Raw genomic sequence first — 18,169 nt, 5'->3', positions numbered from 1 at the left:
TTCGCCCGCTACGCGAACTTCGTCGATACCAGGGGATACTGTCGTGCCAGGCCGCGAATGTCCAGATCCGAGCGTCGGGCCCGCGGGTCGGCTTCAGCCGTTGCCCAGGGTCCGGTGCAGGAACGGGAGCAGGCGGTCCCAGTGGCGCCGCAGCCCGCTGGCGCTGAAGGCGTCGGTGTCCGACATCGTGAAGCCGTGCACGGTACCGGGGTAGATCTCCGAGACGTAGTCGACGCCGGCGGCGTCCAGCGCCCGGTTGAGGTCGCCGAGCGTGTCGGGGGTCAGGTCGCTCGCGGCGTGGCCGAGCAGCACCCGGGCGGTGAGCGACGCGAACAGGTCCGGACCGTCGGCGCCCACCGGACCGTGGAACGCGGCCACCGCGGCCACCCGGTCCGGGTGCGCCGCCGCGGTCCGCATCGCCAGCAGGCCGCCGATGCAGTACCCGGTGACCGCGACGGGACCGGCGGCGACCCCGGGCTGCGCGGTGAGGAACGCGAGGTAGGCGGCGGCGTCGCGGCGCGAGCGGTCGGCGGTGTGCGTACCGAGCAACGGCATCAGCTGCGCCATGACCCGAACCCGCGCGTCCGCATCGATGTGGTCGGGAAGGTCGATCACCGGGGTCGGGCCGTGCCGGTAGAGGACGTTGGGCACGAGCACGTGGTACCCGTGGCCGGCCAGCTCGCCGGCCAGCTCGCGCACCACCGGCCGGATGCCGAAACCGTCCGGGTACATCAGCACCCCGGGGTGCGGCCCGCCGTGGTCGGGGACGGCGGCGAACGCGTCGGCCACGCCGTCGTCGGTGCGAATCTGCAGCATCGTGCTGGGCATGAGAAGTTCTCCTGTCGTGGTTGATGGTGAGCCCGTGATCAACACGACGGAGGCGGAGCCCGCGCGGCCACGCGGGGTCCCGGATCGAACGGCGGGCCGGTGCCGGCCCGGCCGGCGCTCAGAACGGCACCGGGTCACCGATCCGTGCGTGGCGTGACGCCGTCCCGGTGGTCATCGGCCCAACCTAGCCCACCGCCCGGAACGACCGGTGTGGCGCACCGCCCGGGTTCGGCGGCGCTGCGGACCCGGGCACCGGGCGCGGTCCGCCGCGCCGGGCGCCGGGCGGCGCCGCCGATCGGCGCGTCAGCGGTGTGGCGGCACGGGCATCCGGTGGCCGTCGAGCTGGGCCAGGGTGAGCACGGCGAGCGAGTCGGTCCAGGCGAGCGGGGCGACCGAGGCCGGGTAGCCGGCGGCGGTCAGCTGCTCCGGGAACGCGCCGAGGCTGGTCCGGTGGGCGGCCAGCCAGCCGAGCAGCTCCGTGGCCCTGGCGCGCTCGCCGGTGCTGGCCCAGGCCAGGGCGAAGAACATCGTCTCCGGCGTCCAGGTGGTCGCGCCGGTCCACGACTCCCCCGGTACGACGCCGCCGTTCGGCCGGCGCAGCAGGTCGAAGCTGTGCTGCAGCGCCGGGCCCAGTCCGGCCGGCGCGACCGAGAACGGCGGGGCGAGGAACGCGACCGCCGAGTCGGCGCCGCTGCCGTCGGTGATCGTGCGCTGGTAGCCGTTACGGCCGAAGGTGGCGGCGATGCCGTCGGTCAGCCGGTCGGCGGCACGCTGCCAGCGGCGGGCGTCGTCGGCCTGGCCGAACCGGCGGGCCAGGTCGGTCGCCGCGCGCAGCCCGGCGAGCAGCGGTGCCGCGGTGCCGAGGTTGGGCGCGTCGGTACCGATTTCCCAGTAGTCCGGGCTCGCCGGCGGCAGGCCGGAGGCGTCGAGGCTGGCTGCGGCGTAGTCGGCGGCCTTGCGCACGGTCGGGTAGAGCGCCTTCGTGCGCTGGGTGTCGCCGCCGGCGCGCAGCCACTGCCAGACCGCCCACGGCACCCAGCCGTTCGCGTCCAGCTGCCAGTGCCGGCCGTCCGGCGGGCCGGCGCCGTCCAGGGTGGTGCGCGCCTCCCAGGTACCGTCGGCGCGCTGGGTGGAGGCGTCGAAGGCCAGGATCCGGTACGCCTCGGCGAGGTGGCCGGTGCGCATCAGCGCGGCGGCGACGAAGCTGGAGTCGCGCGGCCAGGAGTAGGTCCAGGCGCCGTACCAGGCGGCGGCGACGGCGCCGTTGCGCTGGGTCAGCAGGCGCATGTCCAGCAGCGCGCGGGCGGACATCTCGCGCTGCTGCGGCGTGCCGCCCGGCACCGTACCGGCGGCGAGCCAGGCCCGGCTCTCCCGGACCGCCGCGGCGGCACCGGGATCGTTCGCGGGCACGGTGATCGGCGCGGTGGCGCCGGTGGGCAGGTAGCGCAGCCGCCCGTCGGGCAACCGCAGCACCGAGCTGCCCGGCACGTACGACGCTCCGGCCGCCTCCAGCGGGCTGAGCGCGACCACGTGGTCGGCGTTGCCGAGCAGGCCGGCGGTGGTGACCGACAGCTCGCTCGCGGGCAGGTGCCGGTAGCAGGTGTTGTCGGCGGCGCAGTCGACCGTGTCGTTCACGCCGAACGCCAGGTGCCGGCCGGTCTCCCGGTGCCAGCCGCCCCAGTACGGCTGGTCGTAGTTCCAGCTGGGCAGCGCGCCGCCGGCGGCGGACCGGGTGCCCTGCCAGACGACCTTGTCGTCCGCACCGGACACCGAAACGACCAGGTAGTAGGTCTGCCCGGCGGAGACGGTGGCGGACACCGGCACCCGCACCCAGCCCATCCCGGAGCCGCCGAGGTCGGCGAGATCGACGTGGCCGGCACCGACGGCGCTGCCCGGGTCGTCCACCGCGGTGCGCACCGAGACGTCGACGGAGCCGACCGAGGCGTTGCTGACCAGGAACACGCTGACCGAGGTCAGCTCACCGGCGTCGGTGTCGAACTCCTGCGCACCGCCGTGGTCGGGGGCGCCGACCAGGTAGAGCGCGGCGTCGTACGAGAGTTGCCGGTCGTGACCGCCGGCGGCGTGCGCGACGCCGGACGCCACCACGACACCGGATCCCGCCACCGCCAGGGCCGCCGCAAGCCCGGACACGACCTCACGCCGTCGCCAGCCACCAGCCATGACTTCCCACCTCCGGGCGCAGACAGCACGGGCAGGAGGAAACCTAGCGGCGGATCGGTGATCTGGGAAGGACGCGGCCCAACCTGTGGACAACGCCTGTGGACGGTGGCTCAGGTGGCGTCGGCGAGGTCCAGGCTGGTGCGCTCGCCGGGGTCCAGCGCGATCGACGAGACGTGCGAGTGCACCCGCTCGTCGGTCGGGTCGTCCGCCGGTGTGTGATGCACCCGCAGGTGGCGGTACAGCGTGTCGCGCTGCGCCGGGATCCGGTCCGCGTCGCGAATCATCCACACCAGTTGCAGCAGGTTGGAACGGTGCCGCGCGCCGGCGGAGGAGATGACGTTCTCCTCCAGCATGATCGAGCCGAGGTCGTCGACGCCCATGTGCAGCGACAGCTGGCCGACGTCCTTGCCGGTCGTCAGCCAGGACGACTGCAGGTGCGGCACGTTGTCCAGGAACAGCCGGGCCACCGCCAGCAGCCGCAGGTATTCCAGGTTGGTCGCCTGGGTGCGGCCCTTCAGGTGGTTGTTCTCCGGCTGGTACGTGTACGGGATGAACGACCGGAACCCACCGGTACGGTCCTGTACCTCCCGGATCATCCGCAGGTGCTCGATCCGCTCGGCGTTCGTCTCCCCGGTACCCATCAGCATCGTCACGGTCGACTCGATGCCCTGCCGGTGCGCCTGCTCCATGACCTCCAGCCAGCGCTCGCCGGACTCCTTCAGCGGCGCGATCGCCGTCCGCGGCCGGGCCGGCAGGATCTCCGCGCCGGCGCCGGCGAGCGAGTCGAGCCCAGCGGCGTGGATGCGGCGCAGCGCCTCCTCGGTGGACACCCCGGAGATCTTCGCCATGTGCACGATCTCGCTGGCCCCGAGCGAGTGGATCACCAGCTGCGGGAAGTGCTTCTTGATCGCGGCGAAGTGCTCCTCGTAGTACTCCACGCCGAAGTCCGGGTGGTGCCCACCCTGGAACATGATCTGGGTCCCGCCCAACTCCACCGTCTCGGCGCACCGGGCCAGGATGTCGTCGAGGCTGCGGACCCACCCCTCGGCGTGCTTCGGCGCCCGGTAGAACGCGCAGAACTTGCACGCGGTGAGGCAGACGTTGGTGTAGTTGATGTTGCGCTCGATGATGTACGTGACGATGTCGTCCGGGTAGCGGCGGCGCCGCACCGTGTCGGCCGCCGAGCCCAGCGCGTGGAACGGCGCGTCGGTGTACAGCAGCAGCGCCTCCTCGGGCGTGATCCGCCCGCCGTCCGCCGCACGCTGCAGAATCTCGTCGATCTCCCGGTGCTCAGTCACGACCCCGAGGGTACGCGTCGCCGAACCGGCAAGGCCGGCACCGGGGCGCGGATCACGCCCCGCCACGCTGATCCGGCCGGGCGGTACGCGGGGCCGCGGACCCGTACCGTCCGCGAGGCGTTGGTCACGGCGGCGGGCGCCCGTCCGTACCCGGGAGCGGTCAGGGGGACTCGCGGCGGGCCAGCTGGTCGCGGACCTGCGGCGGCAGCAGCTCGCGCAGCTGGTCGGGCAGCAGCGGCAGGTCCAGCAGGCTCAGCTTCGCCTGGCTGCGCTGGCGGTGTCGGCGGACGTCGAGCCGCACCACCAGGCCGGCGTCGCGGCGCAGCTCGGCCCGTACCGTCCGGCCCGGCTCCAGCTCTCCGAGCACCTGGCCATCGGCCTCGATCACCGGCCGGCCGACGTTCTTCCCTTCGCGGAGGCCGTCGGAAGGACCGCCGACGTTCTTCCCTTCGCGAAGGCCGTCGGAGCCACCGCCGACGTTCTTCCCACCGCGGAGGCCGTCGGAGACACCACCGACGTCGGAGAGCAGGGAGAACTCGACCCGCTCGCCGGCGCCGAGCACGAGCGGGCGGCTGATCCCGGACATCGGCGCGACCGGGGTGATCACCACCGCGTCGGTCGCCGGCGACAGCAGCGGCCCGCCGGCCGAGTAGCTGTGCGCGGTGGAGCCGGTCGCCGTGGCCATGATCACCGCGTCGGCCCGGAAGTACCCGTACTGCTGGTCGTCAATGGTGAGGATCGCGTTGACCGTGCCGTCGCCGGGCCGCCGGGACAGCGCCAGGTCGTTGAAGGCGACGCAGCCGTCCCCGCCGGCGGTGATCCGCAGGCAACTGTGGTGCTCCAGCGTCACGTCGCTGGTGGCGAGCCGGTTCAGCGCGGTGACGAGCTCCGGCGGTTCGATCTCGACGAGGAAGCCCAGCCGGCCCATGTTGACCCCGAGTACCGGCCGGGGGTCGTCCGCGACCAGCCGCAGCGCGCCGAGCATCGTCCCGTCGCCGCCGATGCTGAGGATCGCGTCACTGCCGGCGAGCTCGTCGTCCGGCACCGCCCGCGCACCGGCGGCCCGGTCGGCGTCCGCGACACCGACCCGTACCGCGACGTCGTGCTCGGCCGCCCAGGCGAGCACCGTCGACACCACCGCCGTCACGTCCCGGGTGGGGTGCAGCACCAGCCCGAGCGTTTCCACCTTCGCCATCCGCCCAGCTCACCACACCCGGCCCGGATCGCGCGCGGGGCCGGCCGGGCTGCCGGAAAGGTCCGGCGACGCCACCGCGTGGTTCCCTCCCGCGAGGGAGCGGTGACGCCCTCCGCGGCGGGAGGCCGGAGCCGGTACCGCCCTCGGCAGCGGGAGGTGCGAACCGGTGCCGCCCCGACATGCTCGAACGGCCCACCCGTCACGAGAACTTCGGGAGTCTCCATGCACCGCAACGGAACTCGGCCGCGTACCGCGATCGGCGTGACCATCGCCGCCGTGCTGGCGGCGGGTCTGGTGTCGGCCGGCGCGGCGGCCGCGCCCGCCCACCCGGACCGGCACCACGCGTCGCCGGGCGACCTGCGGCCGGCCAGCGTGGCCGGCGCCGCCGGGGTCTTCTACGCGTACTCACCCGACGACACCATCCGGTTCCGGTTCGATGCAACGGCGAAGCCGTTCAGCCGGCCGCTGCCCGGGCTGCCGAGCGGCCTGCCGACCGACGCGACCGGCACGGTACGGATCTCCCACCACGTGGCCGCCCAGAACGTCACCGTGACCGCCGAGGGGCGGGTCGACTGCCTCGTCACCGGCGGCCGTACCGCCACGCTCACCGCGGTGATCACCCGCGCCGATCCGCAGGTGGCCGACTGGGTCGGCACCCGCCGCGGGTTCAGCGTCACCGACGGCCGCGGCCCGGCGCCGGACCGGATGGGCTTCTCCTGGGACATCGTCAACTTCGACACGGACGGCGCGGGCAACCCGACCCAGCCCTCGGCCGGTACCTGCCTGGCACCGGCACCGTTCGCGCCGGTCCTGGACGGCGGATTCCGGGTGCACGCCACGCCGCTGCCGCCGAAACCGACGTCCTGACCGGGCGGCGGCCCGCCGCTGCGCCGGACGCACCGGCGGCAGGCGACCGCTCGACGGTTCGGTCCCGCCGAGCGGCCACGGCCGCGCCAGGTCAGCAGCGGTCGGAAGGTGTCGGCCGTATAGGGTCAGCGCTCCCGAGCGCTGGCGGCCGTATCGGGTCAGCGCCCCTCCAGCGCCTTGACGTTGTCGCCGAAGGTCCAGCCCTTCGAGCCGTCCCCGTTGATCGACCAGGTCATCAGGCCCTTCAGCGTAATGGGATGGCGGCAACCCGCCACGCCCCCCAGCGCGGCGTTGATCAAGGGATCCGGTCACGTCGTGCCAGGGCGTTGCGACGCGATCCCTTGATCAACGCGAGAGGCCCTTGATCAACGCGAGGGTGCGGGCATGGCGAGACCTCGGTACCCGCGGGAAAGCGGTTGCTGCCGCGGCGGCCGGCCTCGACACTGCCTGCGTGTACTCCGACGCGGACGCCGCCGCCCTCTACGACCTGCTCAACCCCTGGAACCCGGACACGTACCGCGGGGACGCGTTCCACCACCACCTGGTCATGGCGGCCGGTTCGGTGCTCGACGTCGGCTGCGGCACCGGCTCGATGCTCACCTACGCCCGCGAGCACGGCCACCGCGGTCGGCTCGTCGGCCTCGACCCGGACCGCGCCGCGCTCGACCGCGCCCGGCGCCGCACCGACATCGACTGGATCGAGGCGACCGCCGCCGAGTCCGACACCCGTACCGAGGGCGGGTTCGAGCTCGCCGTGATGACCGGGCACGCGTTCCAGGTGCTGGTCACCGACGAGGACCTCCGCGCCTCGCTGCAGGCGATCCACGCCGCGCTGGCGCCGGGCGGCCGGTTCGTCTTCGAGACCCGGCATCCGCAGGCCAGGGCCTGGCTCGACTGGATCCCGGCCAATGCCGCCGACGTGGTCGACGCCGCCGACCGACCGCTGCGCACCTGGCACGACGTTGAGTCCGTCGACGCCGGCGTCGTGAGCTTCGTCGAGACGACCGCCGACCCGGACGGCACCGTACTGCGCGTCGACCGGGCCCGGCTTCGCTTCCTCGACGTGGCGCCGCTCAACGGCTTCCTGGCCGACGCCGGCTTCACCGTGGAGGCGCAGTACGGCGACTGGCAGCGTGGCCCGATCACCCCGACCAGCCGGGAGATCGTCACCGTCGCCCGCCGTTGAGTCGCCGCGCGGAAGCGCTACTCGACACGCCCCCGGAGCGTCAGACGGGATCGGTGAACGAGACCGGCGTGCCGGTGGCGCGGGCGTACGCGATCTCTCTGCTCGTGGACTCGCCGATGTAGCCGCCGGGGTTGACGACCAGAACCCGGTCCGCCAGGTCGATCTTGCGCAGGTGGAGGGCGTCCAGCGCGGCCTTCTGCTCGCTGGTGATCAACTCGTCCGCCCCGTGGTCCTCCGCGCGCACGAAGACGCCTGGCGCGACGACGATGACACCGGCGAAGGTCAGATCGCGGTTCGCCGCACGCATCTCGTCCACGAACCGGGTGGAGCCGCAGATGCAGACGATCTCTGGTCGGTCGGGCATGGCTCGGTCCTCCGGTCGAACGGGAAACCATCAGTGTGGGGGTTCTCGACGCCGCTCGCTCGCGCGGAGCTTCGCGGACGAGCCTAGGCGTGCCGGTCGTGGTCCAGCGAGGTGTAGCGCGGTGCCCCGGCGGCGAACCTGTCCACAGTGAACTGTCCGATCCGGACGGTGGCGGCGGCGTCGCCGGCCAGCGCGTCGGCCACCAGCCGGCCGGTCAACGCCGACAGCAGGATCCCGTAGTACGAGTGGCCGGTCGACCACCACAGGCCGGGAACCCCGCTCGGCCCCAGCACCGGCGCATCGTCCGGCGCCACCGGCCGCTGCCCGACACACCAGGTGTCCACGTCGCAGCCGGCCAGCGCCGGCACCGCCGCGATCGCCCGCTGCAGCACCTGGTACGCGCCGAGCACCGTGTTGCGGTCCCCCGGCGCCGCGCCGTCCTCCACCGTACCCGCGATCATCAGCCGGCCGTCGCCTCGCGGCACGACGTTGATCCCGGCGCGTAACACGGTGCGTACCAGCGGATCTCCGGGCCGGTCGGCGACCAGCACCGACTGCCCCTTGACCGCGCGGAGCGGGAAGCGCGCCGACTCCGGCACGCCCGGTAGCGCGCAGCTCGCCGCGCCGGCGGCCACCAGTACCACGTCGGCGGCGAGCACCGAGCCGTCGACCAACCGCACCCCGCTGATCCGGGTCGCGTCACCGCACAGTTCCGCGACGCCCGCACCGGACCAGACCGTACCGCCGCGGGCGTGGATCCCGGCGACCAGCGCCCGGCCGGCCGCCTCCGGGTCGACGCAACCCTCCCCCGGCACCTGCAACCCGCCGAGCGCGCCGCGCAGCTCCGGTTCGAGCCGCGCGGCACCCGCCGCATCCACCAGCGACGACTCGATCCCCAGCTCGGCATGGAACTCGCGCAACGCCACCACCCGTGCCAGCCCGTCCTTGTCCGTGGCCGCGACCAGTGAGCCGATCCGCCGGTACGCGGGGTCGATCCCGGTCTGCTCGACCAGCTCGGCGGCGAACGGCGTCCACTCCCGCTGCGCGTCCAGCCGCAGCCGCAGGAACGCGTCGTCGGCGGGCTCGCGGTACCCGACCGGGGCGATCATCGCCGCCGCCGCGCGGGAGGTGAACCGGACCGGCGCGTCCCGCTCGACCACGGTGACCCGGCCGCCGTGGCCGGCGATCCGCCACGCCGCCGCCAGCCCGACCAGCCCGCCGCCGACCACCACGACGTCGCCACTCACCCGATCCACCCTCTCCGTCGTCACGTCAGCAGCCTCGCACACCTCTCCGACCGGCGAGCGACGCAGCGCACCACGGGGGACGGCCCTTCCGGACGGCCGGGCGCCGTCGTCACCGCGGCCGGGAGCCGCCGGGCCGGCGTGCCGGCGTGCTGGCGTGCCGGTGCGATCGACCGTCCACTTCGGACCTCGACACCGCGGGACCACCGAACGCCGTGGCAGGTACCTGTCCGCTCGTTGACACCGATGGGCGGTTCGGTTACAAACATCACGTCAGCCACGTTGTTTCCGCATTGCCGTCCGGGGAGAGAAACCATGCCACAGGGTCCCCACGACGCGGGCGGCGAACGGCTTCGGCTGATCGGTGCGCCGGACCGGGACGAGGCCGGCGCGGACGAGGCCGACCTGCAGCGGTACTTCGAGGCCATGGTCGCCGACGACCAGAAGATCGAGCCGCGCGACTGGATGCCGGACGCGTACCGGTCGATGATGATCCGGCAGATCGGCCAGCACGCGCACTCTGAGCTGATGGGTATGCAGCCGGAGTCGAACTGGTTGACCCGCGCGCCGAGCCTGCGGCGCAAGACGGCGCTGCTGGCCAAGGTGCAGGACGAGGCCGGCCACGCGATGTACCTGTACGCGGCGGCCGAGACGCTCGGGGTGACCCGCGGCGAGCTGCTCGACCAGCTGCACGACGGTCGCCAGCACTACAGCGTCGTGTTCAACTTCCCGGCCGCCAGTTGGGCGGACATCGGTGCGATCGGCTGGTTGCTGGACGGTGCGGCGATCGCCAACCAGGTGCCGCTGTGCCGCTGCTCGTACGGGCCGTACGCGCGGGCGATGGTCCGGATCTGCAAGGAGGAGTCGTTCCACCAGCGGCAGGGTTACTCGATCCTGCACACCCTGTCCGGCGGCACCCCGGCGCAGCACCGGATGGCGCAGCAGGCCGTCGATCGCTGGTGGTACCGGGCGCTCGCGCTGTTCGGTCTGCCCGACCGCGCGTCGCGCAACACGTCGCGCTCGATGGCGTGGAAGATCAAGCGGCTGACCAACGACGAGGTACGGCAGAAGTTCGTCGACGTGATCGCCGAGCAGGTGGGCTCGCTCGGCCTGACGCTGCCGGACGAGGCACTGCGCTTCGACACCGAGCGCGGCCACTGGGACTTCACCCTGCCCGACTTCGACGCGCTCACCGCCGTGCTCCAGGGGTACGGCCCGTGCAACCGGCAACGGATGGAGCGTCGCCGGCGCACCCACGACGAGGGCGCCTGGGTCCGGGAGTCGGCGCTGGCCTACGCCGAGAAGCAGCGGCGCCGCCGCGCCGTCTGACCGGGCGGCTCCGCGGTCACGGTGGAGTCATCCGCTCCTGGAACGGGTGACCGCACAGCGAGCGGAAGAAGCCGGCGGCCTGCACCGGATCCCCGGCCGCGGCCCGCAACGACGCCAGCCGCCGCGGCGAATGCGCCAACCGGGCGAGCTTCAGGGTGTGCTGGTACTCGTCGGCCAGCAGGTCGTCGCGGCCGCGTTCGAACCGCCGCAGCGCGGCGCGAAGCCGGTCCGGATCGTGCAGGTCGAGGCCGGATCCGATGCTGTCGGCGAGCAGTGCGGCCTGGTGGAACGCATCGGTGATGCCGCGCGCGGTCAGCGAGTCCTTGTGATGGCCGGCATCGCCGACCAGTACCCAGCCGGGCCCGGCCGGCTGCCGGAAGAAGTTGAGCTGCGCACCGGTGCCGTAGATGCGCTCGGCGCGATCGACCGCCCGCATGCGGGCGTGGACGTCCGGCGCCGTGTCGCGCACCGCGGCCAGGTACGCGGCACCGGCGTCGAGCCGTACCTGCGGGTACGCGGACTGCGGGAAGTACGCGGCGACCAGGGTCAGACCGTCGTTGCTGGGCACCACGCCGATCCAGCTGCCGGGCGCCTCGTGGATCTCGAACCGGTCCGAGACGCCGGGCCAGTAGCTGTAGTAGACGCAGGTCCGGGGCGGGTCGGTGACGCGCACCGCGGCACCGGTACGGGCTGCCACCACCGACCGCATCCCGTCCGCGCCGACCACCAGCGGCGCCCGCAGCTGGTCGGTTCCGCCGCGCTCGGCGCGCAGCCGTACCCCGACCACGCGGTCGCCCTCGACGATCAGGTCGGTGACCCGCTGTCCGGCGCGGAAGTCCACCCCGGCGGCCACGGCGGCGTCCACCAGCAGCTGGTCGAGCAGGTACCGGCGCGGGCCGAGCGCGTAGCCGATGCCGTCGAACGTCCACATCGGACCGTCGATGGCGACGTCGGCCGCGCGGTACCGCAGGTGTGCGATCGGCGGGCAGCGGGTGCCGAGCACGGCATCCAGCAGCCCCCAGTCGCGCAGCAACGCGACCGCCGGCTGCTGCAGGTAGTGCGTGGACAGGGTGTCACGGGGAAAGCGGGCCCGGTCCACCAACGTGACCCGGTAGCCGGCGCGCGCCAGCAGCATCGCCGTCGGCGCTCCGGCACAGCCGGCGCCGACCACGACGGCGTCAGGCACGAGACAGCCGCTCCGGATCGGAGCGTGCGCTACGCCGCGGCCGCACCACCCGGGCGTTGTCCCGGGTGAGTCGCACGATGCTGGCCAGTAGCTCCACGCTGCCGCCGCTGCTGCCCACCGAAAACAGCCGGACGTCCTCCTGGTAGGACTGGCGGGCGACGGTGAAGTGCTTGGCCCGAAACGACAGCAGCGCGCGCAGCGACTGCTCGACCGCGGTGGCGGCGGCCCACAGCCGGTCGTCCATCGGGCCGTCGCCGGCCTCGTCCAGGGCCGCGGTCACCCGCGCGACGAGCGACGGGCCCCCGGCCAGCTCGGCGTACCGGCGCCGCCACTCCGGCAGGGCGTACGGGACCCCGCCGGCCCAGAACTCCGCGTAGCCGGCGGAGTCGTCGTCGTCCGGATCGTGGTCGGCGGCCCACAGCGCCAGGTCCAGCAGCGGCATCGGCAGCCCGGCGCCGGCTCCGCCGCGCCAGACCCGGCCGTCGATGGTCACCTCGTCGAAGTACGGCCGCAGCTCGTTCGCGAAGAACGCCGGCGTCACCCGGCCGTTCACCAGCTCGATCGCCTCGTCCAGCGAGGCCAGGTGGGCGCGGAAGCTGCCCATCGCGGTGAGGAACTCCGGATCGGTCAGCTCGGCCCGGGCGAGCGGATCGCACAGCTCGACCGCCTGCGACAGCCGGGGCAGGCTGAGCCGGACCGAGTCGATCAGCGCGCTCTCCTGCGACGATCCGGTGTAGCTTCGCTGCCGCTCGCCGTACGGGTTCCAGACGCTGTAGTGATGCACGGTGTCGCGCGGCACCACGTCGCCGCGGGCGGCGAGGCGTAGCAGCACCGGTTCGACCTCCGGTACCGCCGTCACCGGCTCCACGCCGTGCCGCTTGATCGAACCGAGCAGCAGGCCGAGATCGCGCATGGCCGCGCGGCACTCGTACGGTGTGCCGTCGGGCGCCGCCGCGGCGTTGGCGGCCAGCCGGCGCAGCGCACCGACCAACGCGGGCACGTCGGCGGCGGCGTTCATCTCGGGCAGCCGGCGGTACGTCTCGTCGGCGTCGAGCGGATCGAGCGCGCGCACCAGCCTGCTGTCGCGATGGTTGCCCGGCCCGGACATCGCGGCGTCACTCCCCGATCGTGGGTAGCTCGTTGACGAGGACGTTGGACAGCACGGAGCCGTCCATCCGCACCTGACGCAGGTAGAACTTCTGCACCGGCGCGTGCTTCTTGCTGAACTGCCAACTTCCGCGCGGGTCGTTCTGGATGCCGAGGTTGGCGATCGCGGTGTTCACCGCCTTGCCGGTCAGCGTCGTGCCGTCCGCGGTCACCGACGAGATCGCCTGGTCGAGAATGGATGCCGCGCTGTAGCCGTACGCCGCGGGCTCGTTCGGCGCGGTCCCGTACGCGTGCTGGTAGGCGACCACGAACTCCCGGTTCGCGTCGTTGTCCAGCGTCGGCGTGTAGTCCAGCGAGCTGTAGATGCCCAGCGCCGCGGACCCCTCGACCTGCAGCAGATCGCAGCAGGTGAGCGGCCCCGAGGCGTACACCTTGATGCCCTGCGACTTCAGGTCGAGCTTCTGGTACTCCTTGACGAACTGGACCGCCTGCATCCCGGTCGCCCAGACGTAGATGGCCTTGGCGCCGTTCTGTTGCGCCTCGGTCAGGTAGGAGCGGTAGCTGGCCTTGTCGCTGTACGGCGCGTAGGTGGGCTGCCCGTCGGGGTTGGCGAGCTTGCCGCCGGCGGCCTTGAAGGTGCGGACGAACGTCTGCGTGGTGTCGCCCTTGGCGGGGCCGAGATCGGTACCGAGGACGTAGACCCGCCCGCCCGCGTGCTTGGCGACGTACGCGCCGAGCGCCTCCGGCGGATCGGAGGTGAGGTTGGAAGCGCACCACAGGTAGGTGAGGTCGGGTACCTGGTCGGTGCAGGCCAGCGTGCTGACCAGCGGCAGCTTGCGCTCGGTGACCGGCTTCTGCATGGCGAGCACGGTGCGCACGTCGCTGATGCCGGTGATGGCGAGCAGATCCCGCTGGTTCAGCAGGCTCTGCTCCGCCTTGGCCGCCTTGGTACTGGTGGGGTCGTCGCCGGCGTCGCGCTGCACGACCTGGACCCGACGCCCGCCGAGCCGCCCGTCGTGCAGCTTGAGGTACAGGTCGAGGCCGTCCCGCATGGACCGGCCGATGCCCTTCTGGTTCCCGGACATGTCGGCGATGAAGCCGATCCGGATCGGGGCGGCCGACACGCTCTTGCCGCCGTCGCTGGTGCAGGCGGCCGCCAGGACCAGCAGTACAGCTGGTATCGCGAGCCCGGCCAGCATTCTCCTGACGCCCAAGACGTTTCCCTCCGACAGGCACGACGTTGCCCCGGGCCGGCCGCGGCGGCCGGCCCGGTCGATCCACTGTGGACAGTTACCGCGCGGCGACCACCGAGCCGATGATGTCGGCGACCCGCTTCGGCGCGGCCAGCATCGGCGAGTGGCAGGAGTCGCCGAGCTCGATCACCGCACCCGCCCGCTTGCACAGCTCGCGCTGCACCACGGTCGGCGTCGCGTTGTCCTGGCCGGTCAGCACGTAGGTCGACGGGATGTCGCGCCAGGCGACCGCGGTCGGGGTCTGGGACAGCACGGCGGCGGACATCGGCCGCAGCTGCGCCACCGCCGCCTCGGCCGCGTCCGCCGGCATCCCGTTGTAGAACAACGTCGCGGCGCGATCCGTCCGCACGCCCATCATGCCGTTCTCGCCCATCGTCAGGTCCGCCGGCGGGTTGAGCACGTCCGGCCCCGGGTTCGGTACCGCGTAGCCGCCGAGCGACTCGCCCTCGTCGGCGTTGTAGGCGGCGACGTAGACCAGGTGCCGCACCGCCGGATGGCCGGCCGCGCCCTCGGTCGCCGGAATCCCCCGTACGAGTGCGCCACCAGCACCACGTCCTCGTACCGGTCCAGGGTGTTGCGGATCTCGGCGGCGTCGGCGTGCATGTCACCCGCCGGCGCGCCGTCGACGGTGCGACAGCTCGGCAGGTCGACGGTGACGCTGTGGATGCCGTACTGGTCGAGCTCGGCGACCACCGGGTTCCAGCACCACGGGCTGTGCCAGGCGCCGTGCACCAGGACCACAGTCGTGTTGTCGTTGCTTGTCATGCTCTTCGCCTTCCGTGCGTTCTCATGCCGGTTGCGAGATACGAACCGCGGTTGCGCCGGGAATCCCAGACGATGCTTTTGCACGGTTCCTGGCGAGCGCCTATTTTGCCTACACCACGTCGTCCCCGAAAGACCCCCGGCGAAACTCCGTCGCGCGGCGCGGCGAACACGAGGGGAAAACACCGATGGAGGACCGCCCGTGCAGTCGTTCGATCCGAACGCCATCGCCGGCATCGGCCCGCTCGGCCCGGCCGTCGAACGTACCGGCATCGAGATCCGGCAGGCCGACCCGGAACGCGTGGTCGGCAGCATGCCCGTAGCCGGCAACACGCAGTCGTACGGGATGCTGCACGGCGGCGTGTCCTGCGTGCTCGCCGAGACGCTCGGAACCATGGCTGCGGCCCTGCATGCAGGCCCGCAGCGGCGCGCGGTCGGGGTCGAGATCAACGCCACGCACCACCGGCCCGCGCTGCGCGGCACCATCACCGGGACGGCGACCCCGGTGCATCGCGGCGACACGCTGGCCACGTACCGGATCGTGCTCACCGACGACGACGGCCGGACGGTCTGCACGGCCCGACTGACCTGTCTGATCCGAGATCTCCCTAGATCTTCGACGGCGGCCCGCGAGGACGAGATCTCGGCGCGGTAACGGGCGCCGGCGAGGGTTGCGGACGGGGTACCGCTGGTCAAACATTGCAAATCCCGGCTCCGAGCGCATCCACCGCATAGCGCACGAGGCGGCAGCTACGCGTATCCACTTCCCGAAGGGAACGTTCGGACTGGAGCCGCCCAGATGCCTACCGGATACAGCTTCGACAACGCCGGCGCGGCCGGCGCACGACAGCTCGATCAGCTCAGCGAGGCGTTCGACGGCCACACCACGTCCGTCCTCACCGAGTACGGGGTGGGCCGCGGCTGGCGGTGCCTGGACATCGGGGCCGGCGCGGGCTCGATCGCCGGCTGGCTGGCCGACCGGGTCGGCCCGGAGGGGCACGTCACCGCCACCGACGTCGATCCGCGGTACCTCACCGAGCGCGACAACCTGACGGTGCTCCGGCACGATGTCGGCCGCGACCCGGTACCGGCGGGCGAGTACGACCTGATCCACGCCCGGATGGTGTTCGTGCACCTGCCGAACCGGCACGAGGTGCTGGCCCGGCTGGTCTCCGCGCTTCGCCCGGGCGGGCTGATCGTGCTGTCGGACTGCGACTGCCGCGAGCGCGACCCCGTCCTCGCGGTGCCGGATCCGGCCGATGCCGAGACGTTCGAGCTGTTCAACGACATCATCCGGAGCCTCGGCCGGCGCAACGGCGCGGATCTCGGCTGGACCAGGTACGCCTACGCGGCGATGCGCACCGCGGGCCTGGCGCCCGAGCGGACCGTCGTGTTCGGCCGGTCGTGGCCCGGCGGCAGCGCCGGATGCGGCCTGTACCAGGCGTTGGCGTACCAGATCGAGCCGACGCTGCGGGCCGACGGGATGACCGGCGAGCAGCTGGCCACGCTGCACCGGCTGCTCGACGATCCCGGCTTCGTCCTCTCCGCCTGGCTGATGCACACCACGGTGGGGCGGCGTCCCGGCGCGGCCGCGGGGACCGACCCGGGCCGGGGTGCGGGCTGATGCGCGAGTACCACACGCCCGCGGTGGCGGCGGCGAGCGGCCTGTCCAGCATGGCCGATCCGGTGTACCGCAACGCCATCGAGCATCCGAGCGCGGTCGCGTTCGCGCCGTCCGACGGCCCCGGCCGGGTGACCGCGACCGAGTTCGCCGACCGGGTGACCGCCGTCGGCAAGGGCCTGATCGCCGCGGGCATCCGCGCCGGCGACCGGGTCGGCCTGCTGTCCGCGACCCGGTACGAGTGGACGGTCTGCGACTACGCGCTCTGGTCGATCGGCGCGGTCAGCGTTCCGGTGTACGACACCGCGAGCGTCGAGCAGGTGGCCTGGATCCTGCGCGACTCCGGCGCCGGCTGGTGCCTCGTCGGCGGCGCGGACGAGGCCCGCGTCGTCGAGACGGCGACCCGGACGATCGGCGGCCCGCCTCCCGTCGTGCTGCGGCTGGACGGCGGTGCGCTGGACCGGCTCGCCGAGCGGGCGGCGGACGTCGACGACGAGGCGTTCGCGCAGCGCCGGAAGGTACCGCCGGAGTCGGTCGCGACGATCATCTACACCAGCGGGACCACCGGGCCGGCCAAGGGCGTGGCGATCACGCATGACAACTTCCTGTCGAACCTGGACGGGTTCCTGGACCGGCTCGGCCCGGTGTTCGCGCCCGGCGGTGCGATCGTGCTGTTCCTGCCGCTCGCCCACATCTTCACCCGCACGATGCAGTGCGCGGCGGTGCTGCGCCAGGTGCGCGTCACCCACCTGCCCCGTACCGCCGAGCTCGCGGCCGGCCTCGCCGCGGTGCGGCCGACGGTGCTGCCGCTGGTCCCCCGGTACATGGAGAAGCTGCGGGACGCGGCGCCGGGTGGCGACGCCGTGGCGGCGCTCGGCGGAAGGTGCGGCGCGATCGTGGTTGGCGGCGCCCCGCACGACGAGCAGCTCGGCCACTTCTACCGGTCCGCCGGGATCGCCGTCTACGAGGGGTACGGGCTGACCGAGGTCGCCGGGCCGGCCACCATCAACGGCCCGGACGCGAGCCGCCCGGGTTCCGTGGGCCGGCCGCTGCCCGGAGTCTCGGTGCGCATCGCCGCCGACGGCGAGGTGCTGGTCCGCGGGGACTGCGTGTTCGGTGGCTACCACCGCAACCCGGCGGCGACGGCCGGCGCCCTGGTGGACGGCTGGTTGCACACCGGCGACATCGGTGTCCTGGACGACGACGGGTTCCTGTCCATCACCGGACGCAAGAAGGATCTGGTGATCACCGCCGGCGGCAAGAACGTCGACGTCACCACGCTGGAGAGCCGGCTGCGGGCACACCCGCTGATCAGCCAGGCGGTGGTGGTCGGCGACCGCCGCCCGTTCGTGTCCTGCCTGGTCGCCCTGGACCCGGCGGTACTGCGCGAGCGCAACCGCGCCGACGGTCCGCTGGACCGGGATCCGGTGCTGCGGGCGGAGATCCAGGCGGCCGTGACCGAGGCCAACCGGGCGGTGTCGCGGCCGGAGTCGATCCGGGCGTTCCGCATCCTGGACGGCGAGCTGACCGTGTCCGGCGGCGAGCTGACCGCGTCGTTGAAGATCCGGCGCGAGACCGTGAACGCCCGCTACCGGGAGGAGATCGACGCGATGTACCGACCGGATTCGTAACGAAACAGCGGGCAACGCCCGGAAGACATCGACAGCGGTCTTTTTTCGCCCAGACATTCATGATGCAATCCAGCGGTTCATCGCTCTTGCGGCGTTGACGCCGCATCACAGCATTCA

At 72.9% G+C, this 18,169-nt stretch carries 16 protein-coding genes and 1 pseudogene; 6 read left to right on the top strand and 11 right to left on the bottom strand.

The genetic code is table 11. The features are described 5' to 3' along the window. Positions 1–93 precede the first annotated feature (93 nt). From Asera_RS09800 to Asera_RS33785, 4 genes are all read right to left on the bottom strand, one after another. Positions 94–828 carry a dienelactone hydrolase family protein gene (locus Asera_RS09800; RefSeq protein WP_030446636.1) on the bottom strand — a complete coding sequence of 245 codons (735 nt, stop codon included), beginning with the start codon at positions 826–828 and terminating at the stop codon, positions 94–96. A 303-nt stretch (positions 829–1,131) separates the two neighbouring features. Next, a complete protein-coding gene (locus tag Asera_RS09795) occupies positions 1,132–3,009 on the bottom strand; it encodes a glycoside hydrolase family 15 protein (RefSeq protein WP_157034843.1) in 1,878 nt (625 codons plus the stop codon). Positions 3,010–3,119: 110 nt separating this feature from the next. Further along, positions 3,120–4,307: a cyclic dehypoxanthinyl futalosine synthase gene (gene mqnC, locus Asera_RS09790; RefSeq protein WP_030446634.1), complete on the bottom strand. Its 1,188-nt coding sequence runs from the start codon at positions 4,305–4,307 to the stop codon at positions 3,120–3,122. A gap of 160 nt (positions 4,308–4,467) precedes the next feature. Continuing rightward, positions 4,468–5,502, bottom strand: coding sequence for an NAD(+)/NADH kinase (locus tag Asera_RS33785; protein ID WP_030446633.1), 1,035 nt, complete (start codon positions 5,500–5,502; stop codon positions 4,468–4,470). A 222-nt stretch (positions 5,503–5,724) separates the two neighbouring features. On the opposite strand from Asera_RS33785, the gene Asera_RS09775 reads away from it, so the two are divergent. Further along, positions 5,725–6,369, top strand: a complete 645-nt coding sequence (locus tag Asera_RS09775; RefSeq protein WP_030446632.1) for a hypothetical protein — start codon at positions 5,725–5,727, stop codon at positions 6,367–6,369. Positions 6,370–6,527: 158 nt separating this feature from the next. Here Asera_RS09775 and Asera_RS09770 read toward each other — a convergent pair whose 3' ends face one another. After that, positions 6,528–6,668: a hypothetical protein gene (locus Asera_RS09770; protein WP_157034842.1), complete on the bottom strand. Its 141-nt coding sequence runs from the start codon at positions 6,666–6,668 to the stop codon at positions 6,528–6,530. 152 nt (positions 6,669–6,820) lie between these two features. On the opposite strand from Asera_RS09770, the gene Asera_RS09765 reads away from it, so the two are divergent. After that, a complete protein-coding gene (locus Asera_RS09765; RefSeq protein WP_030446631.1) occupies positions 6,821–7,555 on the top strand; it encodes a methyltransferase domain-containing protein in 735 nt (244 codons plus the stop codon). 40 nt (positions 7,556–7,595) lie between these two features. Here Asera_RS09765 and Asera_RS09760 read toward each other — a convergent pair whose 3' ends face one another. Both Asera_RS09760 and Asera_RS09755 read right to left on the bottom strand, forming a co-directional pair. Next, positions 7,596–7,919: a hypothetical protein gene (locus Asera_RS09760; RefSeq protein ID WP_030446630.1), complete on the bottom strand. Its 324-nt coding sequence runs from the start codon at positions 7,917–7,919 to the stop codon at positions 7,596–7,598. Positions 7,920–8,002: 83 nt separating this feature from the next. Next, positions 8,003–9,166, bottom strand: a complete 1,164-nt coding sequence (locus Asera_RS09755; RefSeq protein WP_051802321.1) for an NAD(P)/FAD-dependent oxidoreductase — start codon at positions 9,164–9,166, stop codon at positions 8,003–8,005. Positions 9,167–9,478: 312 nt separating this feature from the next. Between Asera_RS09755 and paaA the strand changes: the two genes are divergently transcribed. Then, positions 9,479–10,492, top strand: coding sequence for a 1,2-phenylacetyl-CoA epoxidase subunit PaaA (gene paaA / locus Asera_RS09750; protein WP_084131648.1), 1,014 nt, complete (start codon positions 9,479–9,481; stop codon positions 10,490–10,492). A 16-nt stretch (positions 10,493–10,508) separates the two neighbouring features. Here paaA and Asera_RS09745 read toward each other — a convergent pair whose 3' ends face one another. The 4 genes and pseudogenes from Asera_RS09745 to Asera_RS33010 form a co-directional block, all read right to left on the bottom strand. Next, the gene (locus Asera_RS09745) at positions 10,509–11,678 is read right to left on the bottom strand and encodes an NAD(P)/FAD-dependent oxidoreductase (protein WP_030446627.1); all 1,170 of its coding nucleotides are present in this window, start codon (positions 11,676–11,678) and stop codon (positions 10,509–10,511) included. Beyond that, positions 11,671–12,786 carry a monodechloroaminopyrrolnitrin synthase PrnB family protein gene (locus Asera_RS09740; protein ID WP_051802320.1) on the bottom strand — a complete coding sequence of 372 codons (1,116 nt, stop codon included), beginning with the start codon at positions 12,784–12,786 and terminating at the stop codon, positions 11,671–11,673. Before Asera_RS09740 ends, Asera_RS09745 begins: the two co-directional genes overlap by 8 nt. 7 nt (positions 12,787–12,793) lie before the next feature. Next, entirely contained in the window at positions 12,794–13,999 is a 1,206-nt protein-coding gene (locus Asera_RS09735) for an ABC transporter substrate-binding protein (protein WP_157034841.1), read from the bottom strand. Between the two features lie 76 nt (positions 14,000–14,075). Further along, positions 14,076–14,803 (bottom strand): annotated as a pseudogene (locus Asera_RS33010) (alpha/beta hydrolase). Between the two features lie 199 nt (positions 14,804–15,002). Between Asera_RS33010 and Asera_RS09720 the strand changes: the two are divergent. From Asera_RS09720 to Asera_RS09710, 3 genes are all read left to right on the top strand, one after another. Continuing rightward, on the top strand, positions 15,003–15,455 hold the full coding sequence (locus Asera_RS09720) for a PaaI family thioesterase (protein ID WP_244843810.1): 453 nt from the start codon (positions 15,003–15,005) through the stop codon (positions 15,453–15,455). Between the two features lie 144 nt (positions 15,456–15,599). Next, entirely contained in the window at positions 15,600–16,424 is an 825-nt protein-coding gene (locus tag Asera_RS09715) for a class I SAM-dependent methyltransferase (protein ID WP_051802318.1), read from the top strand. Beyond that, positions 16,424–18,052, top strand: a complete 1,629-nt coding sequence (locus Asera_RS09710; protein ID WP_051802317.1) for an AMP-dependent synthetase/ligase — start codon at positions 16,424–16,426, stop codon at positions 18,050–18,052. The genes Asera_RS09715 and Asera_RS09710 overlap by 1 nt, the downstream gene beginning before the upstream one ends. The last annotated feature ends 117 nt before the right edge of the window (positions 18,053–18,169 follow it).

The organism is Actinocatenispora sera (assembly GCF_018324685.1).
Taxonomy (GTDB): Bacteria; Actinomycetota; Actinomycetes; order Mycobacteriales; family Micromonosporaceae; genus Actinocatenispora; species Actinocatenispora sera.
Note: the sequence above shows the minus strand (reverse complement) of the source record. Positions and strands in the feature narration are given on the sequence as shown.